Origin of the sequence: Enemella evansiae (genome assembly GCF_004362375.1) — a bacterium.
GTDB classification, from domain to species: domain Bacteria; phylum Actinomycetota; class Actinomycetes; order Propionibacteriales; family Propionibacteriaceae; genus Enemella; species Enemella evansiae.
On the sequence record NZ_SNXA01000008.1, the window covers coordinates 45659 to 60100 of the forward strand.

General features: G+C 71.2%; 13 protein-coding genes. 9 read left to right on the forward strand and 4 right to left on the reverse strand.

Going from position 1 to position 14442, the window contains the following annotated elements; translation table 11 throughout:
- Nucleotides 1-82: 82 nt before the first annotated feature.
- From C8D81_RS00805 to C8D81_RS00835, 7 genes are all read left to right on the forward strand, one after another.
- The gene (locus C8D81_RS00805; RefSeq protein WP_208109061.1) at nt 83-976 is read left to right on the forward strand and encodes a ComEA family DNA-binding protein; all 894 of its coding nucleotides are present in this window, start codon (nt 83-85) and stop codon (nt 974-976) included.
- Between the two features lies 1 nt (nt 977).
- Nucleotides 978-3311 carry a ComEC/Rec2 family competence protein gene (locus C8D81_RS00810; protein ID WP_133625377.1) on the forward strand — a complete coding sequence of 778 codons (2334 nt, stop codon included), beginning with the start codon at nt 978-980 and terminating at the stop codon, nt 3309-3311.
- On the forward strand, nt 3308-4813 hold the full coding sequence (locus C8D81_RS21150; RefSeq protein ID WP_208109188.1) for a hypothetical protein: 1506 nt from the start codon (nt 3308-3310) through the stop codon (nt 4811-4813). Before C8D81_RS00810 ends, C8D81_RS21150 begins: the two co-directional genes overlap by 4 nt.
- Nucleotides 4810-5610, forward strand: coding sequence for a class F sortase (locus C8D81_RS00820; protein ID WP_133625378.1), 801 nt, complete (start codon nt 4810-4812; stop codon nt 5608-5610). The genes C8D81_RS21150 and C8D81_RS00820 overlap by 4 nt, the downstream gene beginning before the upstream one ends.
- 83 nt (nt 5611-5693) lie before the next feature.
- A complete protein-coding gene (locus tag C8D81_RS00825) occupies nt 5694-6590 on the forward strand; it encodes a LysR family transcriptional regulator (protein ID WP_094407337.1) in 897 nt (298 codons plus the stop codon).
- A gap of 79 nt (nt 6591-6669) precedes the next feature.
- Nucleotides 6670-7728 carry an LLM class flavin-dependent oxidoreductase gene (locus C8D81_RS00830; protein ID WP_208109062.1) on the forward strand — a complete coding sequence of 353 codons (1059 nt, stop codon included), beginning with the start codon at nt 6670-6672 and terminating at the stop codon, nt 7726-7728.
- On the forward strand, nt 7725-8366 hold the full coding sequence (locus tag C8D81_RS00835) for an NADPH-dependent F420 reductase (protein WP_094430044.1): 642 nt from the start codon (nt 7725-7727) through the stop codon (nt 8364-8366). The genes C8D81_RS00830 and C8D81_RS00835 overlap by 4 nt, the downstream gene beginning before the upstream one ends.
- A 16-nt stretch (nt 8367-8382) precedes the next feature.
- Here the strand turns inward: C8D81_RS00835 and C8D81_RS00840 are convergent, their stop codons facing one another.
- The gene (locus C8D81_RS00840) at nt 8383-9552 is read right to left on the reverse strand and encodes an MFS transporter (protein WP_208109063.1); all 1170 of its coding nucleotides are present in this window, start codon (nt 9550-9552) and stop codon (nt 8383-8385) included.
- Nucleotides 9553-9678: 126 nt separating this feature from the next.
- Between C8D81_RS00840 and holA the strand changes: the two genes are divergently transcribed.
- On the forward strand, nt 9679-10647 hold the full coding sequence (holA, locus tag C8D81_RS00845; RefSeq protein WP_229118940.1) for a DNA polymerase III subunit delta: 969 nt from the start codon (nt 9679-9681) through the stop codon (nt 10645-10647).
- A 100-nt stretch (nt 10648-10747) separates the two neighbouring features.
- Here holA and rpsT read toward each other — a convergent pair whose 3' ends face one another.
- The 3 genes from rpsT to C8D81_RS00860 form a co-directional block, all read right to left on the reverse strand.
- Nucleotides 10748-11008: a 30S ribosomal protein S20 gene (gene rpsT, locus C8D81_RS00850; protein WP_094360303.1), complete on the reverse strand. Its 261-nt coding sequence runs from the start codon at nt 11006-11008 to the stop codon at nt 10748-10750.
- A gap of 114 nt (nt 11009-11122) precedes the next feature.
- Nucleotides 11123-11731, reverse strand: a complete 609-nt coding sequence (locus C8D81_RS00855; protein WP_094430042.1) for a rhomboid family intramembrane serine protease — start codon at nt 11729-11731, stop codon at nt 11123-11125.
- A gap of 97 nt (nt 11732-11828) precedes the next feature.
- Nucleotides 11829-12377: a hemerythrin domain-containing protein gene (locus C8D81_RS00860; protein WP_094430041.1), complete on the reverse strand. Its 549-nt coding sequence runs from the start codon at nt 12375-12377 to the stop codon at nt 11829-11831.
- A gap of 140 nt (nt 12378-12517) precedes the next feature.
- On the opposite strand from C8D81_RS00860, the gene lepA reads away from it, so the two are divergent.
- Nucleotides 12518-14371: a translation elongation factor 4 gene (lepA, locus tag C8D81_RS00865; protein ID WP_094430040.1), complete on the forward strand. Its 1854-nt coding sequence runs from the start codon at nt 12518-12520 to the stop codon at nt 14369-14371.
- Nucleotides 14372-14442: the final 71 nt, after the last annotated feature.

Genomic DNA, 14442 nt, shown 5'->3' on the forward strand with positions numbered 1-14442 from the left:
ACAGCCTGACCCGCGCGTGGAGTTGTCCACAGATCCTCCTTCGGGGTGAACATTTCCTGCCCCGGCACGGCATGTGCAGGGTATGGGAGGCAGACAGACCGATTCGGTGATGTCGGACTATGTCCGCGAGCGGCTCGATCGGGTCGTCGCGGAGCTGCGGCCGTCGGGTCGCGGAGCGACACCGGAGGCCGATCGGGGCACGCGGTTGCGCCGCCCACCCGATCCGGAACCGCCCGAACCGGAGCCGTTCGCAGCACCACCGAGACCGGCACCGGTCCGGCGTACGCCGAAGCTCGAGTTCACCCGGCGGCACCTGCTCGTGGTCGCCGTGGTGCTGCTCCTGGGTGCGCTGGCCGGCGGTTATGCGCTGACCCGCTCCCGTGCGGTGCCGGTCGGCGAGCCGCTCCCGGTGCAGCAGGCCGGCGGCTCGGCCCCGGCGCCCGTGCCGGCCCCACCGGCCAACCCCACCCCGGAGGCAACCCCGAGCCCGGCGGTGGTGCGGGTGCACGTCACCGGTGAGGTCCGCCGTCCCGGGGTGCACACCCTGCCGCTCGGTTCGCGGGTCGTGGACGCCATCGAGGCCGCCGGCGGGCTCACCCCGGCGGCCCGGCCGGGTGAGCTCAATCTGGCCCAGCAGCTCACCGACGGTCAGCAGGTGCTCATCGGCGGTGGCAGCCGACCCGGCGGCGAGGTGCGCGGGGGTGCGGCACCCGCCGCACCCGGTGGCTCCCCGGCATCCGGCGGCGGCGCCGGTGGTGCGGGGGCCGGTGCTGCGGGCGCCGGCGGCAAGGTCAATCTGAACACCGCCACCGAGGCCCAGCTGGACGCACTGCCCGGGGTCGGCCCGGTGACCGCGCAGAAGATCCTCGCCTGGCGGACCCAGAACGGCCGGTTCAGCCGGATCGAGGAGCTGCAGGAGGTGCCCGGCATCGGGCCGAAATCGTTCGCCGACATCGCGCCGCTGGTGACGGTGTGAGATGCGCGCACCCACCGTCACCGACTTCCGGCTGGTTCCGCTGGCGCTCGCCGGCTGGGCCGCCACCCTGGTCGGTACCGGGCTCGGTGGCTGGCCGCTGGTGCTGGCCGCCGTCTCGGCGGGACTGGCCGGTGCCGGATGGGCGGGGTGGCGGCGGCGGCCGCTCGCGGCGGCGACCGCGCTGGTGCTGATCGTGCTGCTGGCGCTGAGCTGGACCCGGCAGTACCAGCTGGACACCTCACCGCTGCGCCGGTTGGCGGATCAGCGGGCGGTGGCGGTCGTCGAACTGGTGGTACGCAGCGACCCGCAGGTCAGCCAGAGCCGGTTCGGTGGCCAGACGGTGGTGCTCACCGGGGAGGTGCGGCAGGTCTCCGGGCGCGGGCAACGGTTGGGGCTGCGCCAGCAGGTGCGGTTGGTGACCTCCGGGGCGTACGCCGAATCCCTGCGTACGCTGCGGGTCGGTACCAGGATCCGCATGGTCGCTCAGCTCGGGCCGCCCGATCCGGGCCAGCCGGTGGCCGCGGTCGCCGCGCTGCGCGGCCCGCCGGAACGGCTCACCGAACCGGGTGCGGCGGATCGGGCGGTGGAGGCCATCCGGGCAGGGCTGCGGCGCGCGGTCGCCGACCTGCCGGCGGAACGCCGCGCCCTGGTCCCGGCGCTGGTGCTCGGTGACACCAGCGCGATGACCGACCAACTGCGTGAGGACTTCCGCAGCACCGGGTTGGTGCACCTGACCGCGGTCAGCGGTGCGAACCTGACGCTGCTGCTGGCCTTCCTGCTGACGGTGGCCCGCTGGCTCGGGGTACGCGGGCGTTGGCTGCACCTGATCGGGCTGGTCGGCGTCGCCATCTTCGTCGCGCTCTGCCGCAACGAACCCAGCGTGCTCCGGGCGGCCGCGATGGGCTTGGTCGCGCTGGCAGCCCTCGGTTCCAATTCCCATGCCGGTAAGGGAATCCGCCACCTCAGTCTGGCCGTCGTCGGGTTGCTGCTGATCGATCCCTGGCTCGGCCGCTCGGTCGGCTTCGGGCTCTCGGTGCTCGCCTCGGGCGGGATCATCCTGCTCGCCGCCCGCTGGCGGGAACGGATGGCCTGGCTGCCGGCCCCACTCGCCGAGGCGGTCACCGTGCCACTGGCCGCCCAGCTCGCCACCCAACCGCTGGTGACCGCGATCTCCGGTCAGGTCAGCATGGTCGGGTTGCTGGCCAACGCGCTCGCGGGCCCATTCGTCGGGCCCGCGACCGTGCTCGGTTTCGCGACCGCCGGATTGTCGGTGCCGCTGCCGACCGTCGCCGCCTTCACCGGTTGGCTGGCCGGCTGGTGTGCGCAGGCGATCCTCTGGATCTCCGATGCCGGGGCCGCGTTGCCCGGGGCCGCCTGGCAGTGGCCCAGCGGCCCACTCGGGGTGTTGGTGGTGCTGGCCGCCTGCGTGGCCGGGGTGCCGCTGATCGGCTGGCTGCTGTCGCGGCGGGTGCTGGTGCTGGTCGCGGCCCTGCTGCTGATCGTGGTGCTGGCCCGCCCGCAGTTCACCCCCGGGTGGCCGCCGCGGGACTGGCTCCTGGTGGCCTGCGACGTCGGTCAGGGGGACGCGCTGGTGCTGAATGCGGGGGCCGGGCAGGTGATCCTCGTCGACACCGGACCGGAACCGGAACCGCTGACCGCCTGCCTGGATCGGCTCGGCGTCACCGCGGTGCCGCTGCTGGTGCTCACCCACTACCACGCCGATCACACCGGTGGGCTCGCGGCGGTGTTCGGCCGCCGCCGGGTCGGGACGATGCTGGTCTCGCCGCTGGCCTCGCCGGCGGCCACCGCCGCAGTCATCACCCGGCAGGCTGACGCGGCCGGCGTACCCCTGCTCACCGCGACACCGGGACAACGCCTGCAGGTCGGCTGGATCGATTGGCGAACCCTCGGACCGATCCGGGTCGGCCGGCCGGCGGCCTCCGGTGACGGTGAGTCCTCGGCCGAGAACGACGCCAGCATCGTCGCCACCGCAGAGATCGCGGGCATCCGCGTACTGCTCACCGGGGACGCCGAACCGGCCGCCCAATCGGCGCTGCTGCGCAGTGGCGCCGACCTGCGCGCCGATGTGCTCAAGGTCGCCCATCACGGTTCCGCCCGCCAGGACGAGGGCTTCGTCTGCGACTCCCGGGCCCGGGTCGCGCTGATCAGCGTCGGCGCCGACAACGGCTACGGCCACCCCGCACCGCGCACGCTGCAGTTGCTCGGCCGCTGCGGCCAGCAACCGCTGCGCACCGACCGAGGTGGCGCAATCGCTCTGACACAAGAGAAATCTCGACTGACCGCCCACCTTCAACAATCCGAGGAGCCCCGATGAGACCAATGATGAAACGCGCCGCGATCTGGATCTGCGTGCTGGCCAGCGTGTGCACCGGCCTGCTGCTGGTCGATCGCGCACAGGCCCGCCCGATCGATGGCTTCGGCCCCCGCGGGATCCGCGTACAGGCCGACGGTGGCCTGGCCGAGCTGGGGCAGTACCACCTCGGCGAACTGGTCGTGTGGTGCATCGACCTGAACTCCGGTGGCCCGCGCAGCGCCTCCGGGTGGCGCAGCGCCCCGGCCGAGAACGTCCGCAAACAGACCGGATTCGGTGATCGCGGCGGCCGCAGCGATGTCACCGGCCCCCAGCTCACCACCACCGAACTGGCCGAGATCGCCTGGCTGGCCGACTGGGCCCGCACCGGGGTCCGCGACGACGTCACCGCCGCGGCGGTGGATCAGCTGATCCGGCAGCGCACCGTCGGCGACGACCAGCAACGCGCCCGGATGGACGCGCGGTATCGGGCCGCGGTCGCCGCCCATCCGGCGCTCGCCGACCGGGTCGCAGAGTTGGAACGCGGGCTGCGCGGAGCCGGCGCCGACACGCTGGAGCTGGACCTCACCGCACCTTCGGTGACCGCGGCTGGAGCGGTCGCGGTGCGGCTGCGCGGACCGCGGGGTGACGGGCCGGCCGGGGTGCAGGTGACAGTGCAGGTCGGCGACGAGCGTCAGGTGGTGAACACCGATGCGACCGGGCGGGCCCGGTTGGAGCTGCCCGCCCGCGAACCGGGGGAGCTGTCGGTGCAGGCCTCGGCGACGCTGCCGGCACTGCGACCGATTCTCCACACCGCAAAGGACTATGACGATCCGAAGAGCCCGGATCGACTGGTGCAGCGGATGATCAGCGCGGGGGAGCCGCGCCAACTGACCGCACGAGCCGCGGCCACGATCCAACCGTTGCGGCCGACGATCACCACCCGCACCTCGGAGCAGGTCGCCGAGCCCGGTGCGGTGCTGACCGATCAGGTCGAGGTACGCGGGGCACCGGGCATCCGCACCGAGGTGCGCGCGGTGCTGTGGGGTCCGTACGCCCACCGGCCCACCGAGGAGGACTGCCGGGCGGGTGACCCGAAGGCCGGGGAGGTGCGGTTCCGGATCGACGGTGATGGCCGCTACCAGACCCCGGGGATCACGCTGAAGCAGCCGGGATTCTATGTCTGGCAGGAGATCCTGCCGGCGACGAGGCGGTCCGCCGAGGTCGTCACGCGGTGCGGGATCGCTGAGGAGACGACCCAGGTGAAACCGAAACCGACGCCGACTCCCACGCCGAGCCCGACTCCCACGCCGACGCCGAGCTCAACCCCCACGCCCACGCCGAGCCCCACGCCCACGCCGAGCCCGACTCCCACACCGGCCCCTTCGCCGACACCCGCACCGGTGCCGACGGTCGTGCCGTCCACGGTCGCCCCGGCCCCGGCCCCGGCACCGGCGCCCGCCCCGGCCCCGGCACCGAGCGTGGTGAAGCTGCGGATCCCCTCGGGGATACCCGGGGGTGAATGATGCGCCGGCATCTGCTGACCGGTGTGGTGGTTGCGCTCTTGGCGATCTCCCTGATCGGCGTGGTCGTCTGGGCCCGCTCCGGCACCGAGACCGCCACCGGTCCGTCCGACCAACCGGTGATGCCGGAAACCTTCGCCCCGGGCCCACCCGAGGATCCCTCACCGGCACCGACCACGCCGACGGCACCACCGACGCTGGAGCCGACCCCGGTGGTACCCGACCCGGTGACGGCCGCGCCGACCCCGGCCCGGAACTGGTCCGCCGCGGCCGAAGCCACACCGACCAGGACCCCCGGTCGGTCCACCGCGCGGCCCACACCCGCCCGCGGCGGCAGCGGCTCGGGGGAGGCCCGGCTGCGGATCCCGAGCCTGGCCGTGGACGCCCGGATCGCACCCGCCGCGATCCGCGACGGGGTCTTCCAGGTGCCCGCCGACCCGGCGGTGGTCGGGGTGAACCGGGGCCCGGCGACCGGACTGCCGGCCCTGCTCGCACCCTCACCGGGCACGATCCTGATGTCGGGGCACGTCACCTCCGGGGCCACCCGCGGGGCCCTGTGGCCGCTGCACAAGCTGGCCCCGGGGTCTGAGCTCGAGACCAGCGACGGTGCCGGTGCGACGACCCGTTGGCGGGCCACCCGGTTGCGCACCGTGCCGGCCGACCAACTGCCGGCCGATCTGCTGGACCGCCCGGGTCCGACCCGGCTGGTCCTGGTCACCTGCGCCGGGGAGGTCGAGACCGTCGACGGGCGCCGCCGCTACCGCGACAATCTGCTGGTGGAGGCGGTGCCCGTGGGCTGAACGGACACACGAGAGACGATCGGTCATCGCGTCTCGAGACGACGACACCCTGGCCCCATCGCCAGCGGCGATAGCCTGCGCCCATGCAGATCCACCAGCTGGCGTACTTCGTCGCGGTCGCCGAGACCGGCAGCTTCACCCGCGGCGCCCAGCGGGCCAACGTCGTCCAGTCGGCGGTGTCGGCGGCGATCTCGCAACTGGAGCGTGAGCTCGGGGTCGCCCTGTTCGAGCGGCAGTACCACCGGGTGTCCCTGACCGCCGAGGGTGAGGCCCTGCTGCCGCGAGCCAGGGAGGCGCTGTTCGCCGTCGAGGCCGCGCGCGAAGCGGTTGCCAGTGCCCGCGGCGAACTCGTCGGCACGGTCCGCCTGGGCATGGTCATCTACACCGGCTCCTGGGATCTGGCCGCGGTGCTGCACGACTTCGTCGCCGCCCATCCGCGGGTGGATGTGCGGATGCGGCAGACCATCGCCGGCTCCACCTCGTCCCTGGAGGAGGTGCGTACCGGGGCGCTGGATCTCGCCCTGGTGTTCACCGCGGCCGCCGAACTGCCGGACTTCACGCTGACCGAACTGAACCGCGAACCGCTGGTGCTGATGTGCAGCCCGGACCATCCGCTGGCCGGTCAGTCGGCGGTCGGGATCGCCGACCTGGCCCGCGAGCCGTTCATCGACTACCCCGAGGGCTGGGGCATCCGCAGCCTGATTGACGCCGCGTTCGCCGCGATCGAGGTCCGGCGTACCATCCGCACCGAGGTCACCGACTTCCAGTTGGCCCGGGCCCTGGTGCACAGCGATCTCGGCGTCTCGATCGTCCCGGAACAGGCGATCGACGACACGGTGGCCGGGGTGCCGCTGCGGGAGGACCTGGTCTGGAAGGTGCAGCTCGCGCGACCGACCCATCGCCGCGAGACCGCCGCGGCGGTCGCCCTGGCCAACGCCATCACCCGCAGCGCGCACGATCGCGCCCGGCCCGAGCGCTGACGACATCATCGCCGATGGCGATGACTATCTTCATCAGAAATCGTTGGTCGCGATCCAGTTTCCGACGCAGGATCGAAGCATGAACGTCACCACCGCACGGCCGATGGAACTCGGCATCTACTCCTTCGGTGAACTCACCGACAACCCCCGGGCCGGTCAGGCGCGCGATGCCCACGAACGCATCGGACAGCTCCTCGACCACGCCCGGATCGCCGACCAGGGCGGCCTCGACATCTTCGCCCTCGGTGAGCACCACCGCCACGACTTCGCGGTCTCCGCCCCCGAGGTCGTGCTCGGCGCGATCGCCACCGCGACCTCCCGGATCCGGCTCGCCAGCGGTGTCACCGTGCTCTCCAGCCAGGACCCGGTCCGCGTGTTCCAGCAGTTCGCCACCCTCGACCAGGTCTCCGACGGCCGGGCCGAGATCTGGGCGGGCCGCGGTGCGTTCACCGAGTCGTTCCCACTGTTCGGCTACCAGCTGAACGACTACGACGAGCTGTTCGAGGAGAAGCTCGAGCTGCTGCTGCGGCTGCGCGAGGAACCGACGATCACATGGAGCGGGAACCGCCGGCCCGCGATCAGCGCCGGTGAGATCTCGCCGCGACCGGTGCAGGACCCGCTGCCGGTGTGGATCGCGATCGGCGGCACCCCGGCCTCCGCGGTGCGCGCCGGCCTGCTCGGGCTGCCGATGATGATGGGCTTCTTCGCCGGACCCGAGCAGTTCGTACCGCGGGTCGAGCTCTATCACCGCGCCGCCGCGCGTGCCGGGCACGATCCGTCCTCGCTGCGGCTCGGGGTCAGCGGCCACATGTACGTCGGTAAGACCTCCCAGGGTGCCCGGGACGACTTCTTCCCGCACTACGCCCGCTACTTCGAGGAGGCCGGGCGGCGGCTCGGATCCGGTGGTTTCCCGCGCAGTGTCTATGACAGCTGGATCGAGGCGAGCCTGCCGGTGGGCAGCCCGCAACAGGTGATCGAGGCGATCCTGACCCGGGTCGAGCTGTTGGGGATCGACCGTTTCATCGGACAGTTCGATGTCGGCAATCTGCCCCGCGAGATGACCCGCGAATCCCTGGAGCTCTACCTCACCGAGGTCGTACCGGTGATCCGCCGGGAGACCGCGGGGGTGGCGGCGTGACCACCGTCGGCATCCTCGGCGCGGGCAAGCTCGGCAGCGTACTGGCCCGGCTGGCGGTCGCGGCGGGTTACCGTACGCTCGTCGCCGGCTCCGGTGATCCCGGACCGGTGCAGTTCATCCTCGATGTGATGAGCCCCGGTGCGACCGCCGCCAGCGCGGCGCAGGCCGCCCGGAGTGCGGACCTGGTGATCCTGGCCCTGCCGCTCGGCAAGCGCGCGACGATCCCGGCTCGGGAACTCGACGGCAAGGTGGTCATCGACGCGATGAACTACTGGCCGCCCACCGACGGCATCCTGGCCGAGTTCGAGGGCGTACGCCCCAGCAGCGCGGTGATCCAGCAGGAGCTGCCGCGCGCGCGGGTCGTCAAGACCTTCAGTCATCTCGGCTACCACCAGCTGGAGGAGGACGCCCGGCCGGTCGGCGCCCCCGACCGGTCGGCGCTGGCCATCGCCGGTGACGATCCGCATGCGGTCATCCAGGTCGCCGGATTCGTCGACCGGATCGGCTTCGACCCGGTGCTGGTGGGCCCGCTCACCGAGGGGGTCCGATTCGGCCCCGGTTCACCCGCCTTCGGCGTCTCCACCGACAGCCGCGCGCTCGAGGAGCTGCTCGGCACCCGGGTGGGCGCCGACGGCTGACCCGCCCGGGCGGCGGTCAGGACTCGGTGTGGCGCAGGTAGCTGATCCGGCCCAGCACCGCGACCAGGGTGAGCGGCACCATCACCACCGCGGCGACGGCGAAGATCGCCTGGTAGTGACCGGTGTCGGCCCACGGGGCGGCGAGACAGGTGGCCAGCGAACTGCCGACGAACAGCGACCCGGCGAAGAGCGCGACCACCGTGCCGCGGACCTGCGGCACCACCGAGGTGGCCCAGGTCTGCAGCGAGGAGTGCATGAACGCCCACCCGCCGCCGAGCGCCAGCGAGGTGATCAGCACCGTGACCACGTTGACCCGCCAGCTGACCAGCGCGAAGCCGATCGCCAGCTGCACCCCGCCGAGCAGCAGCAGACCCCACATCGGCCAACGCCGCGCCAGCGGGCGGACCAACCGGGAGAAGGCCATCACCCCGACCCCGTAGGCGGCCGTCGCCAGACCGGCCAACGACACGTTGACCCCGTGCTCGGACAGGGCCGGCGGCAGCAGGGTGAGCATGCCGAGCAGCGCGCCGCCCTCGACCATCACCAGTGCGTAGAGCAGCAGCGCCCACCGGTTCGCGATCGCGGTCTGCAACTGCACGGCGATGTTGCCGGCGACCGGTGCGCGCTGCGGTTCGGGCAACCGGCCGACCAGCAGGCCGGGGATCAGCGAACAGACCCCGGACAGCACGAACACCGACCGCCAGCCGAAGGAGTGGGCCAGCAGTCCCGACAGGGCCGTGGCCAGCGCGGTACCGACCGCCATCGTCGCCATCAGGTCCGACAACGCCCGCTGCCGGGCGGACAGCTCGACGGTGTCCCCGACATAGGTGAGCGAGGTCGGGACCACGGCACCGAAACAGGCCCCGGCGATGATCCGCAGCACCAGCAGCACGGCCAGATTCGGTGCGAACCCCGACGCGATGCTCGCCGCACCGCCGACGATCAGGGTGAACTGGATCAACCGGACCCGGCCGAGCCGGTCCGACAGCACGCCCCACAGCGGTTGGCTCAGCCCATAGGCGAGGAAGTACGCCCCGGCGAGCGCGACCACCGCCGCCAACGGCTCGCCCAGATCGGTGGCCATCACCACCAGCATCGGGCCGATCGCGAACCGGTCGAAACTGCTCATGAACCCGGCCGCCGCCAGGGACACCGGAGGTCCGGTACGCGGGGCGGCTGAGGTCACGATTCCGACCCTAGACCGACTTCGTCAGCAGTTATCGCCGGTCCTCGTTCGTGGGACCGGCATATCGGCCCCAGGCGATCACCGGTGCGCAACCGGATGTCGGCCGGGGCTGGCATGCTGGTCCCCATGCCCAAGCAGTCCCCGTTCGGCAGCGTGCTGCTGATCAGCGGTCCCGAGTCCCTGCTGGCCGATCGGGCCGTCGCGGAGCGGGTCACCGCCGCGCGCGCCGACCGGTCCGACGCCGAGGTCCACGACGTCGACTCGTCCCGGGTGGATGCCGGGTTGCTGGCCGAGCTGACCGGCGGGTCGCTGTTCGCCACCTCGACGGTCGTGGTGCTCCGCGATCTGGCCAACCTCGCCGCCGACCTGCACCCGGTGGTGCTCGGGCTCGCCACCGATCCGCTGCCCGATGTGGCGCTGGTGCTGGTGCACGGCGGCGGCGCCAAGGGCCGTGGGCTGATCGACAAGCTGAAGAAGGCCAAGATCCCCGTCGTCGACGCCGCCGCGCTCAAGCCGCGCGAGCTCGTGCCCTTCGTCACCAATGAGGTACGCCGCAGCGGCGGCCGGATCGAGACCGAGGCCGCCCAGCTGCTCGTCGACTCCGTCGGCCACGACCTGCGCTCCCTCGCCGCGGCGGCCGGGCAGCTGGTCGCCGACGGTGACGGCGGGGAGATCGGCGCCCAGCTGGTCCGCCGCTACTTCGGCGGCCGGGCCGAGGTGACCAGCTTCGCGGTCGCCGATGAGGCACTCGCCGGTCGCGCGACCCGGGCGATGGAACAGCTGCGCTGGGCGCTGTCCACCGGGGTGGCGCCGGTGCTGGTCACCAGCGCCCTGGCCTCCGGGCTGCGCGGGCTCGGCAAGCTGCAGGGCAACCGCACCGGGATGGGCGACAACGACCTGGCCCGCGACATCGGCGTACCGCCGTGGAAGCTGCGCACCATGCGTCAGCAGCTCCGCAGCTGGGACCAGGCCGGGCTGGCCACCGCGATTCTCGCGGTGTCCCGCGCGGATGCCGACATCAAGGGCGCCGCCGACGAACCGGCGTACGCCCTGGAGCGCTGCGTGCTCGCCGTCACCCGCGCTCGGCGCGGCTGAGTCACCACTCGCTGGGCAGCTCGCAAGCTGCCGACCGAGTCACCAGGGGACGCAGAAACGCCCCGGGTCCGACGGTCCCGGGGCGCTGCGGTGCGCGGAATCAGGCCTTGGCGGCCTTGGTCGCGATGGCCGACTTCTTGTTGGCGGCCTGGTTCTTGTGGATCACGCCCTTGGAGACGGCCTTGTCCAGCAGCCGGGTGGCGCGCTTCGCGGCCTCCTTGGCCTTGGCGGCGTCGCCGTCCTCAAGGGCCTTGCTGAAGCGGCGGGCGGCGGTGCGCAGCTCGGACTTGACAGCCTTGTTGCGCTGACGAGCCTTCTCGTTCGTCTTGATCCGCTTCATCTGGGACTTGATGTTCGCCACGGGGCAGGCCTCTACTCGGGTTCGTGTCGGTTGGTCGGTCGTGCGTGTCGAGCACGCAGCACAGCGGGCAACTCTACCTGCGGCCCGCCGGAGCGGCAAATCCGCCGGAGCGGATCAGACGGTCACCTTGCGGGCGGCTCGCCGGTGCATCAGCCAGGCGGCCAGTACGCCACCGATGGCGCCGCCGAGGTGGGCCTGCCAGGAGACGCCGGCCTGGGTCGGGAAGACACCCCACAACACACCGCCGTAGACCATGAAGACCACCACGCCGATGACGATGTTCTTCACGTCACGGGCGAAGATGCCGCGGGTCAGCAGATAGGTGAGCCAGCCGAAGATGACACCGGAGGCACCCAGGATCACCGTGTGCGCGGGGGAGAGCACCCAGGCCGACAGGCCGGAGCTGATCGCCGAGATGATGGTGGACCCGACCATCCGCGCGGCGCCGCCACGGCCGACGAGGATCAGGAAGCCGAGCACCAGCAGCGGGATCGTGTTCGCGATCAGGTGCCCGAAGCCGAAGTGCAGGAACGGGGCGAAGAGGATCCCGACCCAGCCGGTCGGCTCCTGGGCGTGGATGCCGAGGGTGTCCAGCAGGCCGAGGAGAACGGTGTCGATGGCCTCCAGTGCCCACAGCAGCACGACCGCCCCGATCATGAAGATCGCGGCGCCCTTGGGGGTCTCCACCTGGCGCCGGGGCGCGGCGGGATTCTGGTAGGTCATGCGTCCTATTCTCCCTGCCCGGTGGTCCACTCCCAAGGGCCGCAACCTGTGAACGGCTGTGAAAGGGCCCGACGCCCGCGGCGCCGGGCCCGTGAGGTCAGTTGTCCTTCGCCTCCGCCTCCCGCATGGTCTTCTCCGGTGCCTCGACGTAGTCCTCGGGATCCTTGTCGCTGGCCTCGATCCCGTCGGCCGCCCGCAGGGCCTCGTAACGCAGGAACTGCACTGCGATGTCGTGGCGCTGCTGCAGGCTGGCATTGCGGCGGAAGTCGGTCAGATCCTGACGCTCCTCCTCGGCCATGTGGGTGGAGTTGGCGACATTGGCGTCGCTGACCGCCTGCCACCACGCCTCGGAGCCGACCTGCTCGGCCTCCGCCCGGCGGACCGCGTCGCGGATGTTGTTGTGGTCGCCGATCGCATCCTCGACCTCCTCATCGACCGAGTCGGCGTCGGCCGCGCCCTCACCCTGCTTCAGCAGATGCGGATAGAAGTAGCGCTCCTCGGCCTCGGCATGGGTCTCCAGGAAGATCGCCAGCCGCTGCCACAGCGCGCCCAGCCCGGTGTGGTCGTCGGCGGGGAACTGCTCCAGCTGGGCGAACATGGTGCGCTGCTGGTCGTGCTGCTCGGCGATGATCTGGGTGATGTCCACATCTGCTCCTCTCGTGCGTTCGGTGTGCTGCTCGGAGCGATAGCTTGCCAGTCGCCGAATCGGCACTTCGGCGTACCCCGTGAGAAGATGGTGTGTCCACCGAGGTGGACCAGTCCGACCGATCCCGAACCAGGAAGCACATGGCCCCGACCACACCCGCCGCCGGCCGCACCGATCCGGCGATCATCCGGAACTTCTGCATCATTGCCCACATCGATCACGGCAAGTCGACCCTGGCCGACCGGATGCTGCAGCTGACCGGGCTGGTGGATGACCGGACGATGCGGGCGCAGTACCTGGACCGGATGGACATCGAGCGCGAGCGCGGCATCACGATCAAGTCGCAGGCCGTCCGGATGCCCTATGAGATCGGCGACCAGACCTACGTGCTGAACATGATCGACACCCCCGGCCACGTCGACTTCACCTATGAGGTGTCCCGGTCCCTGGAGGCCTGCGAGGGGGCGATCCTGCTCGTCGACGCCGCCCAGGGCATCGAGGCGCAGACGCTGGCCAACCTCTATCTGGCCCTGGACGCCGATCTCGAGATCATCCCGGTGCTGAACAAGATCGACCTGCCCAGCGCCAATCCGGAGAAGTACGCCGCCGAGCTGGCCGGCATCATCGGCTGTGAGCCGAGCGATGTGCTCAAGGTGAGCGCCAAGACCGGCGAGGGCGTACGCGAACTCATGGACCATCTGGTCGAGCAGGTCCCGCCGCCGGTCGGCGACGCCGACGCGCCGGCGCGGGCGCTGATCTTCGACTCCGTCTACGACACCTACCGCGGCGTGGTCACCTACGTCCGGGTCGTCGACGGCGAACTCAGCCACCGCGAGAAGATCCTGATGATGTCCACCCGGGCCACCCACGAGGTGCTCGAGGTCGGGGTGATCTCGCCGGAGCCGACGAAGGTGGACCGGCTCGGCGTCGGCGAGACCGGTTACCTGATCACCGGGGTGAAGGAGGTCCGGCAGTCCCGCGTCGGCGACACCGTGACCTCGGCGACCAATCCGGCCACCGAGATGCTCTCGGGTTACAAGCACCCGAACCCGATGGTCTACTCGGGGCTGTTCCCGATCGACGCCAACGACTTCACCGAGCTTCGCGAGGCGCTGGACAAGCTGCAGCTGAACGACGCCGCGCTCACCTACGAGCCGGAGACCTCGACCGCGCTCGGCTTCGGTTTCCGGGTCGGCTTCCTCGGCCTGCTGCACATGGAGATCGTCCGGGAGCGGCTGGAGCGCGAGTTCAACCTCGATCTGATCTCCACCGCGCCCAATGTGGTCTACCGGATCGTGATGGAGGACGGCACCGAGCATGTGGTGACCAACCCGAGCGAATACCCGACCGACGGCAAGATCGCCGAGGTGCACGAGCCGGTCACCAAGGCGACGATCCTGGCCCCGGCCGAATACATCGGCACCATCCTCGAACTGTGCCAGCAGAAGCGAGGAGTCCAACTGGGGTTGGACTATCTGTCCGAGGACCGGGTCGAGATCCGCTACCAGCTGCCGCTGGCCGAGATCGTCTTCGACTTCTTCGACGCGCTGAAGTCGCGGACCAAGGGGTACGCCTCCCTCGACTACGACGAGGCCGGCGAGCAGGCCAGCGATCTGGTCAAGGTCGACATCCTGCTGCACGGTGAGCCGGTGGATGCGTTCTCCGCGATCGTGCACAAGGACAAGGCGTACGCCTACGGCGTCGCGATGGCCGCCAAGCTCAAGGAACTCATTCCCAGGCAGCAGTTCGAGGTGCCGATCCAGGCCGCGATCGGCTCCCGGGTGATCGCCCGCGAGACCATCCGCGCGATCCGCAAGGACGTGCTCGCCAAGTGCTACGGCGGTGACATCTCCCGCAAGCGCAAGCTGCTGGAGAAGCAGAAGGAGGGCAAGAAGCGGATGAAGGTGGTGGGCCGCGTCGAGGTCCCGCAGGAGGCCTTCGTCGCCGCGCTCTCCACCGGCGAGGGTGGCAAGGACAAGTCCGAGAAGAAGTAGGTCGCCCAGCGGCGGCAACCCGCACCGGTCGCCGAATGTTCATCTGCTGTTGGGTTTCCATCGATCGGTGA

Coding starts and splice junctions, on each gene's coding strand:
- C8D81_RS00805 (WP_208109061.1), top strand. CDS start 83: ATGGGAGGCAGACAGACCGATTCGGTGATGTCGGACTATGTCCGCGAG.
- C8D81_RS00810 (WP_133625377.1), top strand. CDS start 978: ATGCGCGCACCCACCGTCACCGACTTCCGGCTGGTTCCGCTGGCGCTC.
- C8D81_RS21150 (WP_208109188.1), top strand. CDS start 3,308: ATGAGACCAATGATGAAACGCGCCGCGATCTGGATCTGCGTGCTGGCC.
- C8D81_RS00820 (WP_133625378.1), top strand. CDS start 4,810: ATGATGCGCCGGCATCTGCTGACCGGTGTGGTGGTTGCGCTCTTGGCG.
- C8D81_RS00825 (WP_094407337.1), top strand. CDS start 5,694: ATGCAGATCCACCAGCTGGCGTACTTCGTCGCGGTCGCCGAGACCGGC.
- C8D81_RS00830 (WP_208109062.1), top strand. CDS start 6,670: ATGAACGTCACCACCGCACGGCCGATGGAACTCGGCATCTACTCCTTC.
- holA (WP_229118940.1), top strand. CDS start 9,679: ATGCCCAAGCAGTCCCCGTTCGGCAGCGTGCTGCTGATCAGCGGTCCC.
- C8D81_RS00855 (WP_094430042.1), bottom strand. CDS start 11,731: ATGACCTACCAGAATCCCGCCGCGCCCCGGCGCCAGGTGGAGACCCCC.
- lepA (WP_094430040.1), top strand. CDS start 12,518: ATGGCCCCGACCACACCCGCCGCCGGCCGCACCGATCCGGCGATCATC.